This is a genomic window from Spongiactinospora sp. 9N601 (assembly GCF_044326295.1).
Classification (GTDB): Bacteria; Actinomycetota; Actinomycetes; order Streptosporangiales; family Streptosporangiaceae; genus Spongiactinospora; species Spongiactinospora gelatinilytica.
Map to the genome: position 1 here is coordinate 384,527 of NZ_JBIRBB010000007.1, position 20,325 is coordinate 404,851.

Annotated in this window: 15 protein-coding genes and 1 tRNA gene; 13 read left to right on the top strand and 3 right to left on the bottom strand. The window is 69.8% G+C overall.

Translation table 11 applies throughout. The features are described 5' to 3' along the window. Nucleotides 1-289: 289 nt before the first annotated feature. The 8 genes from dnaN (at nt 290) to ACH34R_RS19320 (ending at nt 10,521) form a co-directional block, all read left to right on the top strand. Entirely contained in the window at nt 290-1,426 is a 1,137-nt protein-coding gene (dnaN, locus tag ACH34R_RS19285; RefSeq protein WP_397562818.1) for a DNA polymerase III subunit beta, read from the top strand. 216 nt (nt 1,427-1,642) lie between these two features. After that, a complete protein-coding gene (gene gnd / locus ACH34R_RS19290) occupies nt 1,643-2,572 on the top strand; it encodes a phosphogluconate dehydrogenase (NAD(+)-dependent, decarboxylating) (protein ID WP_397562819.1) in 930 nt (309 codons plus the stop codon). Between the two features lie 100 nt (nt 2,573-2,672). After that, nucleotides 2,673-3,884: a DNA replication/repair protein RecF gene (recF, locus tag ACH34R_RS19295; RefSeq protein WP_397562820.1), complete on the top strand. Its 1,212-nt coding sequence runs from the start codon at nt 2,673-2,675 to the stop codon at nt 3,882-3,884. Continuing rightward, on the top strand, nt 3,874-4,401 hold the full coding sequence (locus tag ACH34R_RS19300; protein WP_397562821.1) for a DUF721 domain-containing protein: 528 nt from the start codon (nt 3,874-3,876) through the stop codon (nt 4,399-4,401). The genes recF and ACH34R_RS19300 overlap by 11 nt, the downstream gene beginning before the upstream one ends. A 414-nt stretch (nt 4,402-4,815) precedes the next feature. After that, nucleotides 4,816-6,759, top strand: coding sequence for a DNA topoisomerase (ATP-hydrolyzing) subunit B (gene gyrB / locus ACH34R_RS19305; RefSeq protein ID WP_397562822.1), 1,944 nt, complete (start codon nt 4,816-4,818; stop codon nt 6,757-6,759). A 36-nt stretch (nt 6,760-6,795) separates the two neighbouring features. Continuing rightward, the gene (gene gyrA / locus ACH34R_RS19310; RefSeq protein WP_397562823.1) at nt 6,796-9,303 is read left to right on the top strand and encodes a DNA gyrase subunit A; all 2,508 of its coding nucleotides are present in this window, start codon (nt 6,796-6,798) and stop codon (nt 9,301-9,303) included. A gap of 168 nt (nt 9,304-9,471) precedes the next feature. Next, a complete protein-coding gene (locus ACH34R_RS19315) occupies nt 9,472-10,296 on the top strand; it encodes a DUF3566 domain-containing protein (protein WP_397562824.1) in 825 nt (274 codons plus the stop codon). Nucleotides 10,297-10,444: 148 nt separating this feature from the next. Next, nucleotides 10,445-10,521 (top strand) — tRNA-Ile (locus ACH34R_RS19320). A 330-nt stretch (nt 10,522-10,851) separates the two neighbouring features. Here ACH34R_RS19320 and ACH34R_RS19325 read toward each other — a convergent pair. Together ACH34R_RS19325 and ACH34R_RS19330 are read right to left on the bottom strand one after the other, a co-directional pair. Beyond that, the gene (locus ACH34R_RS19325; RefSeq protein WP_397562825.1) at nt 10,852-11,055 is read right to left on the bottom strand and encodes a DNA-binding protein; all 204 of its coding nucleotides are present in this window, start codon (nt 11,053-11,055) and stop codon (nt 10,852-10,854) included. 5 nt (nt 11,056-11,060) lie between these two features. Beyond that, nucleotides 11,061-11,612, bottom strand: coding sequence for an XF1762 family protein (locus ACH34R_RS19330; protein WP_397562826.1), 552 nt, complete (start codon nt 11,610-11,612; stop codon nt 11,061-11,063). 251 nt (nt 11,613-11,863) lie between these two features. Here ACH34R_RS19330 and ACH34R_RS19335 point away from each other — a divergent pair, with 251 nt between their 5' ends. Next, nucleotides 11,864-12,907: a hypothetical protein gene (locus ACH34R_RS19335; protein ID WP_397562827.1), complete on the top strand. Its 1,044-nt coding sequence runs from the start codon at nt 11,864-11,866 to the stop codon at nt 12,905-12,907. 653 nt (nt 12,908-13,560) lie between these two features. Here the strand turns inward: ACH34R_RS19335 and ACH34R_RS19340 are convergent. Further along, entirely contained in the window at nt 13,561-13,965 is a 405-nt protein-coding gene (locus tag ACH34R_RS19340; RefSeq protein ID WP_397562828.1) for a hypothetical protein, read from the bottom strand. Between the two features lie 520 nt (nt 13,966-14,485). On the opposite strand from ACH34R_RS19340, the gene ACH34R_RS19345 reads away from it, so the two are divergent. Genes ACH34R_RS19345 through ACH34R_RS19360 form a run of 4 tightly spaced genes read left to right on the top strand, consistent with a single transcriptional unit; the run spans nt 14,486 to nt 20,310 of the window. After that, the gene (locus ACH34R_RS19345; protein WP_397562829.1) at nt 14,486-15,376 is read left to right on the top strand and encodes a PrgI family protein; all 891 of its coding nucleotides are present in this window, start codon (nt 14,486-14,488) and stop codon (nt 15,374-15,376) included. After that, a complete protein-coding gene (locus ACH34R_RS19350) occupies nt 15,373-17,109 on the top strand; it encodes a VirB4 family type IV secretion system protein (protein ID WP_397562830.1) in 1,737 nt (578 codons plus the stop codon). Before ACH34R_RS19345 ends, ACH34R_RS19350 begins: the two co-directional genes overlap by 4 nt. Continuing rightward, entirely contained in the window at nt 17,106-18,071 is a 966-nt protein-coding gene (locus tag ACH34R_RS19355; RefSeq protein ID WP_397562831.1) for a hypothetical protein, read from the top strand. Before ACH34R_RS19350 ends, ACH34R_RS19355 begins: the two co-directional genes overlap by 4 nt. Nucleotide 18,072: 1 nt before the next feature. After that, nucleotides 18,073-20,310, top strand: coding sequence for a type IV secretory system conjugative DNA transfer family protein (locus tag ACH34R_RS19360; RefSeq protein ID WP_397562832.1), 2,238 nt, complete (start codon nt 18,073-18,075; stop codon nt 20,308-20,310). The last annotated feature ends 15 nt before the right edge of the window (nt 20,311-20,325 follow it).

Genomic DNA, 20,325 nt, shown 5'->3' on the forward strand with positions numbered 1-20,325 from the left:
TTTCCAACAGGCTTCACCCACAGGGTCGGTGGATGAAAATCCCCGGGCTGAGCTGCGGAAACCACCGTTGCCCACAGTATCCACAGCCCCTAAGAAGATGACCAGCTATCTCTCCCTCCAAGAAACTCAAAACCCATAGAAGGGTTCCGGCCCGACCCCGGTGCGGGTCAGGCGAGACTTGGACCCACACCCGCGGCGAGACGAGACGCCGCGCCCGCATCAAGATCACCGAGATCACCGAGACTCACGAGACCAACGAGAGCCGATACCCACAGGAGGCGGATCCACCGTGATGTTCAGGGTCGACCGAGACGTACTCGCCGAGGCGGTCGCATGGACGGCACGCAGCCTTCCGGCACGCCCATCTGTGCCGGTCCTCGCCGGCATGCGCCTTGAGGTCACCGAAGACCAGCAGTTGAAGCTCTCCGGCTTCGACTACGAGGTGTCCGCGGAGGTGACCCTCGACCTGCAGACGGGCGAGCCGGGCGTGGTACTGGTCTCCGGCCGGCTGCTCGCCGAGATCACCCGGGCCCTTCCCGCACAGCCTGTGGATTTCGTCGTCGATGGGGCCAAGGCGGTGGTGACCTGCGGCAGTGCCCGGTTCACCCTGCTGACCATGCCTGTGGAGGACTACCCGTCGCTGCCCGCCATGCCGCCCGCGGCCGGGCGCGTGGGCAGTGACGTGTTCGCGTCCGCGGTGGGCCAGGTGGCCGTCGCCGCGGGCCGGGACGACACCCTGCCGATGCTCACCGGTGTCCGGATGGAGATCGACGGCGACACGGTCACGCTGGCCGCCACCGACCGGTACCGCCTGGCCGTACGCGAGCTGAAGTGGCAGCCCGACCAGCCCGAGTTCAGCGCGATCGCGATGATCCCCGGCAAGACCCTCGCCGACACCGCCAAGTCGCTCACGACCGGCGCCGAGGTGGAGATCGCGCTCAGCTCCGCGGGCGGCACCGGCGAAGGCATGATCGGCTTTTCCAGCGGGGGACGGCGTACCACGACCCGCCTGCTCGACCCGGAGTTCCCCAAGTACCGCTCGCTGCTGCCGACGGAGTTCTCCGCGCACGCGGACCTCGCCACCGGCCCGTTCGTCGAGGCCGTCAAGCGCGTGGCGCTGGTCGCCGAGCGCAACACCCCGGTACGGCTGGCGTTCCGCGGCGGCGAGGTCGTCCTGGAGGCCGGCAGCGGCGACGAGGCCCAGGCCGTCGAGGCGCTGCCCGCCGAACTGCACGGCGACGAGATCAACATCGCCTTCAACCACCAGTTCCTGCTGGAGGGGCTCGGCGCGATCGATTCCGACGTGGCCCGGCTCTCGTTCACCACGTCCACCAAGCCGGCCATCCTCACTGGCGGCAAGCCCGAGGGCGACGACAGCGCGCCCGACTACCGCTACCTGATCATGCCCATCCGCCTGTCCGGCTGACCCCACGCCCCGAACCCCCCAACCCGCGGCAGGCCCCGGTACGCCCGGCGCGAAGCGTCATCCGGCGGACGCTAGGCTTGTCCACGGCCGTGCCGGACTCGATTCGGCGCGGCGCTCGCGGGTATGCGGGGCGTGGATTTCGGCGGATGCAAAGCCAGTGGATCAGCCGCGATACCGACGTGAATCTGGACGTAAACCCTTCAAGGGGGTGCTCGTATGCAGATCGGCATGGTCGGCCTCGGCCGTATGGGCGGCAACATGGCCGAGCGGCTGCGCCGCGGCGGCCACGAGGTCGTGGGCTATGACCGCGATCCCGCGATCAGTGACGTGGAGAGCCTCAAGGAGCTCGTGGAGCGGCTGAGGACGCCACGGGCGGTGTGGGTCATGGTCCCGGCGGGTGAGCCGACCCGGGCCACCGTGGAGGCGCTGGCGGGCCTGCTGGCCCCTGGCGACATCGTGATCGACGGCGGCAACTCCCACTATGTGGACGACCGCAGGCACGGCGACGAGCTGGCCGCGAAGGGCATCGGCTTCGTCGACGTGGGCGTCAGCGGCGGCGTGTGGGGGCTGGACAACGGCTACGCGCTGATGACCGGCGGCGACGAGGCGCACATCCGCGCGCTCTCCCCCGTCTTCGGCACCCTGAAGCCGGCCGAGGGCGGGTTCGTCCACGCGGGCAAGATCGGTGCCGGGCACTTCGCGAAGATGGTCCACAACGGCATCGAGTACGGCATGATGCAGGCCTTCGCCGAGGGCTGGGAGCTGCTGGAGGCCGCCGACGTCGTCGATGACGTCGAGGGCACGTTCAGGAGCTGGCGGCAGGGCACCGTGATCCGCTCCTGGCTGCTCGATCTGATGGTCCGGGCGCTGGACGAGGACCCCGACCTGTCCGAGCTCCGTGGCTACGCTCAGGACTCCGGAGAGGGCCGCTGGACGGTCCAGGCCGCGATCGAGCACGCCGTACCGCTCCCGGTGATCACCGCGGCGCTCTACGCGCGGTTCAGGTCCCGTCAGTCCGACTCCCCCGCCATGAAGGTCATCGCGGCGCTGCGCAGCCAGTTCGGCGGGCACGCCGTCTCCTCGGCGGCGGGCTCCGAGGGCCTGGGGGCCGACTCCCCCGGCGCCGACGTCGCGCCCCCCGCCTGAGCCTGGAGCGGCCAACCGGAAGGCCAGGCCGGATAACTCCGACATACCGGACGACACGGGTGTGACGACGGTGAGCCCTGTGGCCCAGTAGCCTTCCTGAGTGCATGTCGCCCACCTGTCGCTGACCGACTTCCGGTCCTACCCGTCCGTCGAGCTGGAGCTCCAGCCCGGCGTGACCGCGTTCGTGGGGCCCAACGGGCAGGGCAAGACCAACCTGGTCGAGGCGATCGGCTACGTCGCGACGCAGTCCAGCCACCGGGTGGCCGCCGACGCCCCCCTCGTGCGCCACGGCGCGGGCCGGGCCATCGTGCGGGCCTCCGTCGTCAAGGACGACCGCAGGGCCCTGGTCGAGCTGGAGATCAACCCCGGGCGGGCCAACCGCGCCCGGCTGAACCGCGCCCCCCTCTCCCGCGCCCGCGACGCCCTGGGCCTGCTGCGGACCGTCCTGTTCGCCCCGGAAGACCTGGCTCTGGTCAAGGGCGACCCGTCGGAACGGCGGCGCTTCCTCGACGACCTGCTCGTCGCGCGGGCCCCGAGGTTCGCGGGCGTGCGCGCCGACTACGACCGGGTGCTCAAACAGCGCGGTGCGCTGCTGCGCACCGCGATGACCACCCGTCAGGGCGGCAGGCGCGGGAGCCGTACCGGCCATACCGTGGTACGGCGGGCCGAGGACGAGGCCGGCTTCGCCTCGATGGGCGCGGGCGACGTACTGAGCACGCTCGACGTCTGGGACGCCCACCTGGCCCGCCACGGAGCCGAACTCCTGGGTGCCCGGCTGGACCTGGTGGAGGCGCTGCGACCGCTGGTGGCGCGGGCCTACGCGGCGCTGGCCCCCGGCTCGGTGGCCGTCGTGATGTCCTACCGCGGCACGCACTTGTCCACAGGCGAGGACGACCTGGGGACGACCGACCGCGCCGTACTGACCGAACGGCTGCGCGCCCGGCTCCTTGAGGTCCGCGACGCCGAGGTGGAACGCGGCGTCACCCTGGTCGGCCCGCACCGCGATGACCTCCTGCTGGGCCTGGGCGACCTGCCCGCCCGCGGATACGCCAGCCACGGCGAGTCGTGGTCGTTCGCGCTCGCCCTCCGGCTGGCCGCCTACGAGCTGCTGCGGGCCGACGGCTCCGACCCGGTGCTGATCCTCGACGACGTCTTCGCCGAACTCGACGCTCAGCGCCGGCGGCGTCTGGCCGAGACCGTGCGCGACGCGGAGCAGGTGCTCGTCACCGCGGCCGTGCCAGAAGACGTGCCGACCGAACTGTCCGGCTTCCGGTACCAAGTCGCGGAGGGAAGTGTGTCGCATGGCGACTGAGTTCACATCCCCTGACCCGATCGACCCCAAGCGGATCGCCGCCCGCGGCGCGGCGATGGCCAGGGAGAAGCTGGCCCAGGCCAAGGCCGACGCGGAAAGGCGGGGCCGGCTCCCGCGCCGCGAGCCGCGGCGCAAACGCGCGGGGGCGCGCAGGGACGCGAGCGATCCCCAGCTCTTCGGCACGGCGATCCGCGAGCTGCTGGCCTACCGGGGGTGGGAGCAGGAGATCGCCGTCGGCGGGGTCTTCGGGCGCTGGCGCGACATCGTGGGCGTGGATCTGGCGGCGCACACCAGGCCGGAGAGCTTCACCGACGGCGAGGTCGTGGTCTCGGCGGACTCCACCGCCTGGGCCACGCAGGTGCGGCTGCTGGCGACGACGCTGGTCAAACGGCTGAACGAGGAACTGGGCGAGGGCACCGTCCGCCGGGTGAAGGTCCAGGGGCCGCAGCGCGGGCCACGCCCGAGAGGCGGCCTGCGGGTCACCGGGAGCCGCGGCCCGGGCGACACGTACGGCTGAGCCCGGCGCGACACAACCGGCCGGGTCAAGGCGATCTCGCGCGCCCGCCGTACCGCATCGCCGCGCGCCCCGCCGTACTCCGTCGCGAACACCCGCGCGCGGACCCCCACAATCCCGGCTGGATGGGCCAGCTCGCTCTCTACGGCGACGACCCCCTTTCCAGTAGGGGGATGCTTGAGAGAGGGGTGAACGCCCGACAGGGCCATCACAGCCGCCGTCAATGCCACATCACGCGCTCGCGCCCGGTAGAATGAAAAATGATTCCGGACACGTCCGCTTGCGCGTCACCCCGGCATGCACGGCCGCTTCCCCTGGGTGAACGCATCGGGGCACTCACATCGGTGACGGGCACGGCAGGGAGCACGCATTCACGGTGCTTCCCGCGCCGCGTGTCCGCGGCAGGAGGATTTGCACTTGTCCTACGACGCTAGCTCAATCACCGTACTCGAAGGGCTGGAGGCGGTCAGAAAGCGCCCCGGCATGTACATCGGCTCCACCGGGGAGCGCGGGCTTCACCACCTTGTGCAAGAGGTGGTCGACAACGCCGTCGACGAAGCCCTCGCGGGTTGCTGTGACAACATCGAGGTCACCCTGCTCCCCGACAACGGTGTGCGCGTGGTCGACAACGGTCGTGGCATTCCCGTCGGCATCGTCGAGGCCGAGGGCAGACCGGCGGTCGAGGTCGTGCTGACCGTCCTGCACGCGGGCGGGAAGTTCGACAGCAAGTCCTATGCGGTCTCCGGCGGCCTGCACGGCGTCGGCGTCTCCGTGGTCAACGCGCTCTCCACCCGCCTTGAGGTGGAGATCCGCACCGAGGGCCATTACTGGCGGCAGTCCTACGAACACTCCCGGCCCACCGCCCCGCTGGCCAAGGGCGAGCAGACGGACGAGACCGGCACCTCGATCACCTTCTGGGCCGACGATGAGATCTTCGAGACCACGACATGGAACTTCGAGACTCTGGCGCGCCGCTTCCAGGAGATGGCCTTCCTGAACAAGGGCCTGACGATCAGCCTGCGCGACGAGCGGGCCGACCATGTCAACGGCGAACCACACGTGGTGACCTACTACTACGAGGGCGGCATCTCCGACTTCGTCTCCCACATCAACTCGAAGAAGGAGCCGGTCCACAACTCGGTCATCGACTTCGAGTCGCAGGCCGACGGCATCTCCGTCGAGATCGCCATGCAGTGGAACAGCAGCTATACCGAGTCGGTCTACACCTTCGCCAACACGATCAACACCGCCGAGGGCGGCACCCATGAGGAGGGCTTCCGCGCCGCGCTGACGTCGATCGTCAACCGCTACGCGCGCGAGCAGCGGTTCCTCAAGGAGGGCAAGGACGACAACCTCGCCGGCGAGGACATCCGCGAGGGCCTCACCGCGATCATCTCGGTCAAGCTCGCCGATCCGCAGTTCGAGGGCCAGACCAAGACCAAGCTGGGCAACACCGAGGCCAAGTCGTTCGTCCAGAAAGCGTGCAACGATCACCTTCGCGACTGGTTCGAACGCAACCCCGGCGAGGCCAAGGAGATCATCAGCAAGTCCCTCCAGGCGTCCCGGGCCCGGATCGCCGCGCGCCAGGCGCGCGACCTGACCCGGCGCAAGTCGCTGCTGGAGTCGGGCTCCGGCCTGCCCGGCAAGCTGGCCGACTGCCAGTGGAGCGAGCCCGACAAGTGCGAGCTGTTCATCGTCGAGGGCGACTCGGCGGGCGGCTCGGCCAAGGGCGGCCGAGACTCCCGTTTTCAGGCGATCCTGCCGATCCGCGGCAAGATCCTCAACGTGGAGAAGGCCCGGATCGACAAGGTCCTCCAGAACAACGAGGTCCAGGCGCTGATCACCGCGCTGGGCACCGGCGTGCACGACGAGTTCGACATCTCCAAGCTGCGCTATCACAAGATCATCCTGATGGCCGACGCCGACGTCGACGGTCAGCACATCAACACGCTGCTGCTCACGCTGCTGTTCCGGTTCATGCGCCCGCTGATCGAGGCCGGGCACGTCTACCTCTCCCAGCCGCCGCTCTACAAGATCAAGTGGGACCGCCGCGGCGACGACGCCTCCTACGCCTACTCCGACCGGGAGCGCGACGCGATCATCGAGGCCGGCGTGGCAGCGGGCAAGCAGGACCCGCGCCCCCGCGACAACGTGCAGCGGTTCAAGGGCCTCGGTGAGATGAACGCCGCCCAGCTCTGGGACACCACGATGAACCCGGACACCCGCCTGCTGCTCCAGGTGACACTCGACGACGCGGCCCAGGCCGACGAGCTGTTCAGCGTCCTGATGGGCGAAGACGTCGAGGCCCGCCGCGACTTCATCATCCGCAACGCACGTGACGTCCGCTTCCTCGACGTCTAAGCCGACTTACGTTGTGAGAAAAGGAATCCTGATCCCGTGACGGAAGTGAACACCACTCCTCCGGCCGACCGCATCGAGCCGGTCGACATCCAGTCCGAGATGCAGCGCAGCTACATGGACTACGCGATGTCGGTCATCGTCTCGCGGGCGCTGCCGGACGTGCGTGACGGTCTCAAGCCGGTGCACCGGCGCGTCCTGTACGCGATGTACGACGGCGGCTACCGGCCTGACCGCGGCTACTTCAAGTGCTCCAGGGTCGTCGGCGACGTGATGGGCTCCTATCACCCGCACGGCGACACCTCGATCTACGACGCGCTGGTACGGCTGGCCCAGCCCTGGTCGCTGCGCTATCCCCTGGTCGACGGCCAGGGCAACTTCGGGTCTCCGGGCAACGACCCGGCGGCGGCCATGCGGTACACCGAGGCCAAGCTGGCCCCGATCGCGATGGAGCTGCTGCGCGACATCGACAAGGAGACCGTCGACTTCCAGTCCAACTACGACGGGCGCTCCCAGGAGCCGGCGGTCCTGCCCTCCCGCTTCCCCAACCTGCTGGTCAACGGCTCGGGCGGGATCGCGGTCGGGATGGCCACCAACATCCCGCCGCACAACCTGCGCGAGGTCGCCGAGGCGGTCAAGTGGGCCCTCCACCACCCCGACGCCACCGACGAGGAGCTGCTGGACGCCTCGGTGGCCCTGGTCAAGGGCCCCGACTTCCCGACCGGCGCGCTGATCGTCGGCCGCCGGGGCATCGAGGAGGCGTACCGCACCGGCCGCGGGTCGATCACCATGCGGGCCATCGTCGAGTTCGAGGAAGACGCCAAGGGCCGCCAGTGCCTGGTCGTCACCGAGCTGCCGTACCAGGTCAACCCGGACAACCTGGCCCTCAAGATCGCTCAGTTGGTGCGCGAGGGCAAGGTCAGCGGGATCGCCGACGTACGCGACGAGAGCTCCGCCCGGGTCGGCCGGCGCCTGGTCATCGTGCTCAAGCGCGACGCCGTGGCCAAGGTCGTCCTGAACAACCTCTACAAGCACACCCAGCTCCAGGACACCTTCGGCGCCAACATGCTGGCCCTGGTCGACGGCGTGCCGCGCACGCTGCGGCTCGACCAGTTCGTCCGCTACTACGTGGCCCACCAGGTCGAGGTCATCGTCCGGCGGACCCGCTACCTGCTGCGCAAGGCCGAGGAGCGGGCGCACATCCTGCGCGGCCTGCTGCGCGCCCTGGACCGCATGGACGAGGTCATCGCCCTCATCCGGTCCTCGGAGTCGGCCGCGGTGGCCCAGCAGGGCCTGATGGCGCTGCTGCAGATCGACGAGGTCCAGGCGCAGGCCATCCTGGACATGCAGCTCCGCAAGCTCGCCGCCCTGGAGCGCCAGCAGATCCAGGACGAGTACGACACCCTGATGGCCCACATCGCCGACTACAACGACATCCTCGGCTCCGAGGCCCGGCAGCGGCAGATCGTCGGCGACGAGCTGACGGAGATCGCGGGCAAGTACGGCGACGAGCGCAAGACGGAGATCATCGCCTACGACGGCGACATGTCCATGGAAGACCTCATCGCCGAGGAGGTCATGGTCGTCACGATCACCCGCGGCGGATACGCCAAGCGCAGCCGTACCGACCTGTACCGCGCGCAGAAGCGCGGCGGCAAGGGGGTGCGTGGGGCGCAGCTCCGCCAGGACGACATCGTCGACCACTTCTTCGTCACCACGACCCACCACTGGCTGCTGTTCTTCACCAACAAGGGCCGGGTCTACCGGGTCAAGGCGTACGAGCTTCCCGACGCCGCCCGCGACGCCCGCGGCCAGCACCTGGCCAACCTGCTGGCGATGCAGCCGGACGAGGTGGTCATGGAGGTCCTCGACCTGCGCGACTACAACGTGGCCCCGTACCTGGTGCTGGCCACCCGCAGCGGCCTGGTGAAGAAGACCAGGCTGGCGGAGTACGACTCGCCGCGCTCCGGTGGCCTGATCGCGATCAACCTGCGCGATGACGACGAGGTCATCGCCGCCCGGCTGGTCTCGGAGAGCGATGACCTGCTGCTGGTCTCCCGCAACGCGCAGTCGATCAGGTTCACCGCCTCCGACGACGCGCTGCGTCCGATGGGCAGGGCGACCAGCGGTGTGATCGGTATGAGATTTGTCGGCGGAGATGAGCTTTTGTCGATGAATGTGGTCGGAGACGGCGATGATGTGTTAATCGCCACGGAGGGCGGGTATGCCAAGCGCACCCCCGCTGATCAGTATCCGATACAAGGACGAGGCGGCAAGGGAGTGCTGACCGCGAAGATCGTCAGTGCTCGTGGCAAGCTGGTCGGTGCCGTCATGGTCAGCCCCGAGGACGAGGTCTTCGCCATCACGTCCGCAGGGGGAGTGATCCGGACGAGCGCCGCGGAGATCAAGCAGTCTGGCCGTCAGACCATGGGAGTGCGGTTGATGAACCTCGCAGAGGGCGACAGCGTGGTGGCCCTTGCCCGGAACGCTGAGTCGCTGGAGACGGTGGAGACTGTGGAAGAAGCGGTTGCCGGAGGAGGAGAGTAACCCATGAACGCCCAGGCGAAACCCGGCGGGGGCGCAGGGCCGGCACAGGGGCCGGGAGGCCCTGGCCAGCCTGCGGGTTCTTCGGGCACTGGCGGAAACTCTGGCGGAAATTCGCAGCGGAGGCCCCCGGCCGCTGCTTCAGGACCGCGCAACCAGGTGACGGAGAAAATGGACAAGACCACCGACAACGACATCATCGAGGTGGTGGACTCCCCATCCCCCGGTTCCAAAGGGCCGGTCGGCGGGCCCAACGCCGGCAAAGGCCCCGGCCCCGGTGCCAAGGGACCGGGCGGCGGCCCAGGCGGGCCTGGCGGCCACGGCGGGCCCGGTGGACCTGGTGGACCTGGCGGACCTGGTGGCGCGCCGGGCTCCAAGAGCCCCAACGGCCCCATGGGCGGCCCGATGGGCCCGGGCGGCCACGGCGGGCCGGGCTCTCCGGTCAAGTCACCGCCGCCCAACGCCGCGCCGGGCGGCGGCCGTCCGCCCGGGCCGGCCGTACCACCGTCCGCCGGCTCCCAGGACGGCTCCCGCGACTCGCGCGGCAGCCTGAGCGAACCGCTCCTGACCACCACCACGAGCAGGAAGCAGGGCGGCAAGCAATCCGGAAACGCCCGCGCCCCGCGCAAGGCCCACCTGGTCCTGCGCCGCGTCGAGCCGTGGTCCGCCATGAAGTTCAGCTTCGTGGTGTCCCTGGTCTGCTTCGTCATCCTGTTCGTCGCGGTCGCCGTCCTGTACGGCGTGCTGAGCGCGGTCGGCGTCTTCGACTCCATCGTCGACACCGTCAACCAGCTCACCAACCCGGACGGCAAGGCCACCAACGCCATCGACGCCTCCGCATGGTTCGACCCGGTCCGCATCCTCGGCTTCACCGCCCTGGTCGGCGCGATCAACGTCGTCCTGATCACCGCCCTGGCCACCCTCGGCGCGGTCATCTACAACCTCGCCTCCGACGTCGTGGGCGGCGTGGAGGTCACCTTCAGCGAGGCCGAATAAACCCACCCCCCCCCCCCCCGTCCCCGCGAGGCCCCACCCTCGCGGGGACGACGGCCCACCCACCCCTTGCGACACGGTAAGCTTTTCCCCGTTGGCAACCGGTTCGCTCCGCCCACTTGGATGCGATACGCTCAATGCCACACTCTGCGGGGCTATAGCTCAGACGGTTAGAGCGCTTCCCTGATAAGGAAGAGGTCCCAGGTTCAAGTCCTGGTAGCCCCACCACGTTTCCCCAGTTCAGAGGCTAGATCCCAAGATCGTGGATCTGGCCTCTTGATCGTTTGTTAGCCATTTGTTAGTGGGACTGGACCTGATCAGGTGACAGAGATCACACCAGATCGACACCAGGCGAGACTGCGGGCGGCGGGCCCTCGCGGCTGATTGAACAGCAGAAGGCGAGCTTATGGCGGTTTGGGCGTTCGTACCTGTAGGTGTGTGTTCGTGAGTGCGCTGATGGCTGGGGGCAGTCTGTGGTGAGTACTGCACTGGCTGCAACATGCCTGTTGCCGACCACGGCTGGTGGTCGGCAACAGGATGAGGGGGTGTTCGGGCCGGTCAGTCCCGCGAGAGGTTCACATCAAGGACCCTGAGCAGGTCCGGGGTGGATACGCGGTACAGATCACCGACACGAACGATGTGAACCGGGAATTCACCCTTGCGTGCGAGTTCATAAGCCTTGGTACGGCCTATTCCGAGTGCGCTGGCCGCAGTCATCAGATCGATCGTGGGTGGCAGGCTCAGCAAATCTTTGACTCTCATTTCCTTCATGAGGTACCTGCCGGGGCAGTCGCCTGCTCGGTGTGACCGGACCTTGAGCCATCTGGAGTGGGCCAATCCGGAGGAGCGGTCCTGATTTCCCACAAGGTCCGCTGGATGCCATCAGCGGCGGTTGCTCGTGGGCGAGTGGTGACGCGGCGATAGCCGGCGGCGTGGAGGCTGGTCCCAGGTTCGCGGGCGCGGGTGTAGGTGATCAGGCGGCGGTAGCCCATGGCGCGGGCGGCTCGCCAGGCCGCGCCCAGCAGGGCCGAGCAGGCATTCGGTGTGCCGTCGGTGGCCAGGCGGGTGACTTCGGCGGTGAAGCCGTCGTCGAAGTCGCGGGCGAAGGGGCGGCCGATGATGGCCACGCCCACCAGCGTGGTGTCGGGTGTGGTGACGCCGATGGCGAACATGGCGCCGGGCGGCGGGCCGAGGTGGCGGTGCTGCCAGGCGACGAACGCGCGGGCGGTGCGGATGGCCGTCGGGACGATGACCAGGCGCTGCCGGACGACCGGGTGGGCCTCAGCGGCGTGGCGGCCGGGTGCAGATGGTGAGTTCACGGGCGGTGCGGGGCGTTCCTCAGATGGATTCCAGTTGAGGCCGCGGCACTGGCAAACCACTGGCAGGTTCCTCGATATGGGCTTTGACCTGCGGAAACGACATTGGTGGCGGCGGGCTGGGCGCTTCGGTTTCCGCCAGAGGGTTGCCTGAGCGGGCCTCTAGACCGGATGGCGAGCAACCGAAGTTTCCTCGCGCCGGGGAGTCACCGATGCAATCCGAGACCCACCAGCCCGCCCGCCGGCACCTCACGTTGGACGCCGTCGAGCATCTCTTCCAGCTTCTTTGCGAGCAGCCGCACTGCTTGATGATCGACGGGACGCTCGCGCCCGATCTCCCGCAGCGGCCGATCCCGTTGAACGAGCTGCGCAGCATGCTGCGGCATCCCCTGCTGAGCGGCGCGACCCGTGATGCGGTGTGGCGGGAGTTGGTCAGCCGTGCTCGTACTGGGGGCCCGTTGTGGCAGGCCGCCATCACCGGGATCGCGTTGCCTACCCTGCGCGCGATCGCCGGCCGGATCGCCGACGAGATCACCGCCGGGAGGCGGGTACCGGATGTGGCGGTCATCGATCACGAGGTACTGACCCGCTTCCTTGACGCGGTCCGTACTACCGACCTTGACCAGCCCAACCTGCGTTTCCGCTTGTGCGCGCAGGCGCGGCAGGCTCAGGAACGGTTTCGTACCGGCGCGCGGGCGATCGCCCCCCTCGACGCGACATCCATGAACTCCGCGCGGAGCCGGATCACCTCAGATATCGCATCCGACTCCGACCTTGAGAAAGGAGGCAGGGGCGTCACCTCCGGCTCCGCGCGGCCCCTCTTTCCCCCACCCCGACCAGCCCCGGCAAGAGCGGCAGCACCCTCGCGACGGCCGCAGGACGCCCCGCCGCTGACCGGTAGGGCCGCCACCCCGCCTGCCGAAACGGCAACGCCCGGCAGGCGGTGGCAGCGGCGGCTACGGAACGCCGTGGTGGTCGTGGCAATCGTTGCCGTGGTCGTTGCCACACTGGCAACCGTCGCGTTCGGGATGATCGCCAACCCACCGCCCTCCCCGCCGACCCGCCCGGAAGATCTCGGCAGGGTCTTCGACAACACGCGAACCTGGCTGGTCGGCCTGCTCGCGGCCCTGGCCACACTGATGCTCACCGTCGGCGGGGTGCGGTACCTGATCGCGGGTGGCGATCCGGGAGAGGTACACAAGGCCAAGGCGGCACTGAAGGCGAGCGCGTTCGGTTACACGCTGGCCGTATTGGCGCCGCTGCTGGTGAACGTCCTGCGGCATCTGGTGAGCGGGTGATGGCGGCCCCTTGGCCGGGCGCCTTCCGGCCTGTTGCCATCGTTGCCGTCCCGGTTGCCGCAACCGTTGCCGCACCGGCACTGGCCGTGATCGCCATTGCCGGGCCCGCTGCCGCCGCACCGACGCCGGCACCCACCCCCAGCCCCACTTCTCCTCCGGCTCCGCCGTTCGGGCTGGACCTGGGCGGCTGGGTGAACGGACAGATCAACAACTGGTTCGCCCAGCTCGTCGCTATGGCGATCCGCCCCCTGCTGAGTGCCCTGGCCGAGACCCTGCTGGCCACACCGGACATCGAGGGACAGCCGCGGATCCACGATCTGTGGCAGGCGAGCGCGGTCATGGCCAATAGCGGGTTCGTGGTCCTGGTGATCGCCGCCGGGGTGTTGGTCATGGGCCATGGCACGGTACAGACCCGGTACGCGATCAAAGAGGTACTGCCGCGCCTGGTCGTGGCGTTCGGGGCCGCGAACTTCAGCCTGTTCTTCACGATCGAAGCCGTCCGGCTGGCCAACGGCGTCTCGCTCGCACTGCTCGGCCAGGACTTCGACGCGACACGCGCGGCCAACGCCATCCGGACGATGATCCTGCCCTACAACGACGGCGAGATCTTCTACGTCCTGCTCGCCCTGGTCGCGGTCATCCTGCTGATCCTTCTACTGATCACCTTTATGTTCCGCATCGCCATGACGATCCTGCTGGTCATCGTCGCGCCTCTCGCGCTGGCCTGCCTGGCCCTGCCGCACACCGACGGGGCGGCCCGGCTGTGGGGCCGGGCGTTCACCGGTCTGCTGCTCATCCAGATCGGCCAGTCCATGACCCTGGTGGCTGCGGTGCGGATCTTCTTCAACCAGGACGGCCGTCAGATCGTCGGGCTGACACTCCACGGCCAGCTCTACAACCTGCTGATCGCCCTGTGCCTGTTGATCATCTTGGTGCGCATCCCCGGCTGGGTGTCGCGTACGGTCTTCACCCACCGTGGCCGCGGTTCGACGATCGCCCGGATCGTCAAGTACGCCATCGCCTACCGGCTCGCCTCGCCGATCCTGAACGCGCTGCACCTCGGGCGAGGCCGCAGCGGCAAGAAGACGGCAGCGGCCACTGCCATGACAGGTCGGGCCTTGCCGGTGATGGCAGGACCGGCAGGAGCGGCAACCGGTTTTGCCGGCACCGCTGCCGCCGCGGCACGGGGTGGCAGCGGGCCGTTCAAGCACGCCCCGGTCGGTGCCCGCCGTCCGCCGCAGCAATGGGCCCCGACCCCGATCAAGCACGCGCCGACCGGGCCGCCGATGCCGGGGAAGTACCGGCCCACTCCCAACCCTCCCGGCCCGGTCCCCGCGACCACCCCCGTCTACGGCTACCCGCGCGAGACCTACTACGCCAGAGGCCCGGCCGGACTCGGGCAGATGTACCACCTCCGCAACCAGAGCGTGGCCACCCCGCCCAAGGCAACCGGCGGCACCCAGGTCCGTCCGATCGTCGCGCCCGGCGCGCCGATTCCCGGCACGCCCGAGTGGCCGGAGAACCGCGGCGAGCCCCGCGCCGCAAGCCGCCCGCCCGCCGCAAGGGCGGTGACAAGCGATGAACGACATCGTCCGCATCCCCGCCGACGTCGAGGCCCCAGACAAGATCATCGGAGGCTTCACCGCGCGTCAGATCATCATCTTCGGCGGCACCGGCGCCCTGCTGTACGGCGGCTACCTGCTCCTGGCCGACCACGTCCCGCCGCTGGCCCTGGCCGTCCTCGCCGTGCCCATCGCGGTCGCGGGCATCGTGCTGGCCATCGGGCGGCACGACGGTATCTCCCTGGACCGCTACGTCCTCGCCGCCCTGCGCCACCGACGCGCCGCCAAGCACATGACCCGATCCGCCGCCCCAGCCCCACCCACCTGGATAGCTGCTCGCCCGGGGCCATCACCGTCCCCGCTGCGGCTGCCCGCCCGTGGCGTCACCGAGCACGGCCTGATCGACCTGGGCCCGGACGGCGTCGCCGCCGTGGCCGAGGTCTCCACCGTCAACTTCGCGCTGCGTACGGCCGAGGAGCAGGACGCGCTCGTGTCCGCCTTCGCCCGGTGGCTCAACGCGCTGTCCGGCCAGGTCCAGGTCCTGGTACGCGCCGAGCGCATCGATCTGTCGGCCGCCATCGCCGACCTGCGCAACTCCGCTCCCGCCCTGCCCCACCCGGCACTCTCACACGCCGCCGCCGAGCACGCCGCCTTCCTCACTGACCTGTCGGCCCGGCATGACCTGCTGCGCCGCCAGGTCCTGCTCATCGTCCGCGAACCCGCCGCAGGCCCGCACGGCAGTACGGCCCTGCGCCGGCTGGACGAGGCCGCACGCGTACTGTCGGCCGGCGGACTGGTGGTCCGGCCGCTCCCGGCCACCGCCGTCCATGCCCTGCTGACCTCCTGCTTCGACCCCACCGCACCACCACTGCCCGACGGCGACGACGTGATCGGAGGCTCCCGGTGACCATCCACTTCGGCCCTGACTCGATCGAGGTCCAGCCCCGAAGGTTGCACGTCACCGACGGTGTCTGCGCCACCCTCGCGATCACCGGCTACCCCCGTGAGGTCGCCCCCGGATGGCTGGAACCCTTGCTCACCTACCCCGGCCGCCTGGACGTCTCCCTGCACATCGAGCCGGTGCCCTCGCTCATCGCCTCAGACCGGTTGCGCAAGCAGTTCGCCCGCCTGGAGTCCGGGCTGCGCAGCGACCACCAGCACGGACGCCTCCTGGACCCTGGTACCGAAGCCGCCGCCGAAGACGCCCAGGACCTCGCCGCCCGCATCGCCCGCGGTCAGGCCAAACTGTTCCGCGCCTCGATCTACCTGACCGTGCACGCCACCACGCCACAAGCCCTTGATGAGGCATGCGCCCAGGTACGTGCCCTGGCCGCATCCCTCCTCCTGGATGCCCGGCCGCTCACCTACCGGCAACTCCAACGCTGGATCAGCTCCCTCCCCCTCGCCTACGACAACCTCGACCTGCGGCGCAGCTTCGACACCCCCGCCTTGGCCGCCGCCTTCCCCTTCACCTCACCCGACCTGACCACCGAACCCGGCCCCACCGCCGTCCTGTACGGAGTCAACCTGTCCTCGGCGTCCCTGGTCGCCTGGGACCGCTTCGCCCAGGCCAACCACAACTCCGTCATCCTGGCCAGCAGCGGCAGCGGAAAGTCCTACCTAGCCAAGCTGGAGGCCCTGCGCTCCCTGTACCAAGGGGTCGAAGTCGCCGTCATCGACCCCGAAGACGAGTACGCCCGCCTCGCCGAAACCGTCGGCGGCGCCTACCTCCACTTCGGCGCCCCCGACGTCCGGCTCAACCCTTTCGACCTGCCGCCTCGCAGTGGCCCCGGCGACGATCCGCTCACCCGCCGCGCCCTGTTCCTGCACACCTTGGTCGCGGTCATGCTCGGCGAACCGCTGCCCAACACCGCCAAGGCCGCCCTCGACCGCGCCATTCTGGCCACCTATCGAAACGCCGGCATCACCGTCGAACCGAACACTTGGCAGCGCCGCCCACCGCTCATGCGCGATCTGGCCACCGCACTCGCCGCCGACCCCGACCCGCACGCGCAGCAGCTCGCCGCCGGGCTCGCCCCGTACGTCACCGGGAGTCACCGCCGCCTGTTCGACGGCCAGACCACCACCCACCCCGACTCCCACCTGATCGTCTTCTCGCTGCGCGACCTGCCCGACGAACTCAAGCCGGTCGGCACCCTGCTCACCCTGGACGCCGTCTGGCGACGCGTGTCCGACCCGGCCGACCGCCGCCCCCGCCTGGTCGTCGTCGATGAGGCGTGGCTGCTGATGCGCGAACCCGAAGGCGCGAAATTCCTGCTCAAGATGGCCAAAGCCGCCCGTAAACATTGGGCCGGCCTGTCAGTGATCACTCAGGACGCCGCCGACCTTCTCGGCTCCGACATCGGCCAAGCGGTGATCGGTAACTCCACCACCCAGATCCTGCTCCGCCAAGCTCCGCAGGCCATCGACACCGTCACCGACGCCTTCCAGCTCTCCGATGGAGAACGTCAGCTCCTGCTGTCCGCCGAACGCGGGATGGGCCTGCTCGCAGCCGGACGGCAACGCGTCGCCTTCCAGGTGATCAGCAGCGCCTGGGAGCACGACACCGTCACCAGCGACCCCGCAGAACTCGCCGAACTCACCACCAACCCGAATTTCGATCCTGAGGAGGACATATGATCATCCGCCCCGTCGCCACCGCCCTGCTGGCCGCCCAGCTCACGCTCTGCGTTGCCTGCGGCCAGGCCAAAGAAACTCACGCCACCGTCCAACCCCGCCAGCAGCTCACCCAGACCGAAGCCCGCCGCATCCACCACGCCTACCAGCAGGCGTACCTTCGCGCCCTCCACGCCGGCGGACGAGGAATGGAGCATGCCGAAGCCGGCCTGGCCCTGAAGCTCACCCGCACGCAGTTCCGCCTCGCCGCCAAGACCAACGACCCCATCTCACCCCCGCCCCCGATCAGCGAGGCCCGCTACACCATCCCCCGCCCCCAACCAGGCCGCGCCCGATGGTTCCTCGCCACGATCACCTACACCGGAGCCACCGCCCGCACCCACCTTATCTTCGAGGAGACCACCGCAGGATGGCGGGTCGTGGCCGCGTCCCGTACGGACAGGCAGGTGCCACAGCCACACCTGGACGCCCAGGGCCAGGCCACCGCCCTGGACGCAGGCACCCGAACCGGCCTGATCGCCGACCCGCTCCAGGTCGCCCATGCCCACGGCTGGTCGGTCGCCAGCGCCCACCGCGCCAAGCAGGCACGGACCCTACTCGCCCCCGGCGAGCACACCACGCAGGCCGCCCGCGCCGTACTCGCCGACCGTGCCGTCCTACGCGGCCAGTGGTGGTTCCGCCACGCCGCCCGCGTCCTGCCGCCCATCTACGCGTTGCGCACCGCCGATGGCGGCGCGCTGGCCTGGTACGGCCTACACGACCGCCAGCGCTTCCTGCCCGCGACCGCCTCCCCCGCGCCGATCCGTTTCGCCAAGACTGAGCTGGCCCGCCGCGCGTACTACGCCCGCCGCGTCTCGATCGACCGCGCCGGATGGTTCCTCGCCGCCATCCCTCCGGCGGGCAGCCGGGCCAAGGCCGACATCATCGGCGCCTGGTCCCTCACCACCGCCGTGGACGGCGCCTGACATGAGCCACCTTCTCGCCTTCACCGTCGCCGCCGCCGTCCCCCTCACCCACGCGACCGTCCAGCGCCTACGCCACCGCCGCCTCACCCGAGACGCCCGCTGCGTCGAGATCCTCGCCCCACCGGTCGCCGACATGCCCGCCGCCGAAACGCTGTGGGCCAACTTCATCGGCCTGCTCCACCCAGCCTGGAAACGCCTGCTGCTCGGCCAGCCGCACCTCGCCTTCGAGTACCTCTTCGGCATCAACGGCGTCCGCATCCGGATCTGGGTGCCGGGCGTGATCCCACAACACCTGGTGGAACGCGCCGTCGAGGCCGCCTGGCCGTCCTGCCGTACCCGACCGGCCGACGCCACCCCGCCCGTCCCGCTCACCGGCCGCGCGATCGGCGGCAGCTTTCTGCCCGCCCGCGGGGAACGGCTGCCGATCCGGCACGGCCACAGCATCGACCCGCTCCGCGCCCTGCTCGGCGCGGCAACCGGCATGCCACAGTGGCAACACGCTGCCGTCCAGATCCTGGCCCGCCCTGCCACCGGCAGGCGCCTTTCCGGCCTGCCGCTCCTGGTCCGACCGGTACGCGCCGTACTCGACCTCATCACTCCCGGCCACGGCTATCACCCGACCCCCGACCGAGTGGCCAGGCTGGAGGAGTCCGCCGAAGCCCGAGCCATCCGCGACAAGGCGCAACGACCCCGCTACGAAGTCGCCATCCGCTACGCCGTACAAGCCAACGACCCACGCTCCGCCCGGGACGCACTCACCGGCCGCGCCCACGCCCTCGCATCGGCGTTCGCCCTCTACAACGGGCACAACCGCCTGCAACGCCACCGCCTGCCCGCCCCGGCCCGCCGACTCGCCGACCGCCGACTCGGCCGCGGCTTCCTCCTCTCCCTCCCCGAACTCGCGGCGCTCGCCCACCTCCCACTCGACCCCGCCGTACCCGGGCTGACCCGCGCGGGCGCCAACAGCGTCCCGCCGACACCGGCCATCCCGGTGACCGGCAAGATCCTGGGCGTCTCCGACGTCGGCCACGAACGCCCCGTCGCGCTACGCGTCGCCGACTCCTGCCACCACGTCCACGTCCTCGGCCCCAACGGAACCGGCAAATCCACCCTCCTCGCCCAGATGATCCTCTCCGACATCCAGGCCGGGCGCGGCACCGTGGTCATCGAAGCCAAAGGCGACCTAGTCCGCGACCTCCTCGGACTCATCCCGCCCGAGCACGCCGCCAAGGTCGTCCTCATCGACCCCGACGACCGCCACCCCCGCCCCTCCCTCAACGCCCTCGGCGGCCCGTCCACAGACGCCGACATGACCGTGGACAACCTCGTCGGCATCTTCCACACCATCTACAGCGACTACTGGGGCCCGCGTACCGACGACATCCTGCGCGGCTGCGCGCTCACCCTGGCCCGCACCGGCGGCACCCTCGCCGACATCCCCGACCTGCTCACCGACCCGGCCCGCCGCCAACGCGCCACCGCCACCCTGGGCGACCCGATCCTGCGCGGCTTCTGGAACTGGTACGACAGCCTGTCTGAACAATCCCAGGCCAACGTCACCGCCCCGATCATGAACAAACTGCGGGCCTTCCTGCTCCGCCCGTTCGTCCGCGACATCCTCGGCTCGGCCACCTCCACCTTCGACCTGGCCGACGTACTCGACGGCGGCATCCTGCTGGTCCGCCTGCCCAAGGGCGTCCTCGGGGACGACACCGCACGCCTGCTCGGCTCGGTCATCCTCGCCCAGGTGTGGCAGGCCGCCGCCCGCCGCGCCAAACTCGGCCGCCCACGCGGCCACGCCGCGCTCTACTGCGACGAGGCGCACAACTTTCTCACCCTCCCGCACGCGCTGAGCGACATGCTCGCCGAGGCCCGCGCCTACCGCGTGTCACTCGTACTGGCCCACCAGCACCTCGCCCAGCTACCACGCCACCTGCGCCAGGCCATCTCCTCCGACGCCCGCAACAAGATCTACTTCTCGCTGTCGCCGGAGGACGCCCGCGAGGCCGAACGGCACTTCATCCCGCACCTGTCCGCCCATGACCTGGCCAACCTGGACGCCTTCCAGGCCGCCGCCCGCCTGGTCGTCCGCTCAGCCGAAGCCCCGCCCTTCACCCTGCGGACCCGCCCCCTGCCCGAACCCGCCCCCAACGTCGCCGCTCAGGTCCGCGCCGCAGCAGCCCACGCCCACGGCCGCCAAACCGCCATCCCCGTACCCAACGATCCACGAACCCACTGAAAAGGAGCACCACCC

Bases quoted from the DNA above. Each gene is read 5' to 3' on its own strand.
- gnd (WP_397562819.1), top strand. From the start codon at position 1,643: ATGCAGATCGGCATGGTCGGCCTCGGCCGTATGGGCGGCAACATGGCC.
- ACH34R_RS19300 (WP_397562821.1), top strand. From the start codon at position 3,874: ATGGCGACTGAGTTCACATCCCCTGACCCGATCGACCCCAAGCGGATC.
- ACH34R_RS19315 (WP_397562824.1), top strand. From the start codon at position 9,472: ATGGACAAGACCACCGACAACGACATCATCGAGGTGGTGGACTCCCCA.
- ACH34R_RS19325 (WP_397562825.1), bottom strand. From the start codon at position 11,055: ATGAGAGTCAAAGATTTGCTGAGCCTGCCACCCACGATCGATCTGATG.
- ACH34R_RS19345 (WP_397562829.1), top strand. From the start codon at position 14,486: ATGAACGACATCGTCCGCATCCCCGCCGACGTCGAGGCCCCAGACAAG.
- ACH34R_RS19355 (WP_397562831.1), top strand. From the start codon at position 17,106: ATGATCATCCGCCCCGTCGCCACCGCCCTGCTGGCCGCCCAGCTCACG.
- ACH34R_RS19360 (WP_397562832.1), top strand. From the start codon at position 18,073: ATGAGCCACCTTCTCGCCTTCACCGTCGCCGCCGCCGTCCCCCTCACC.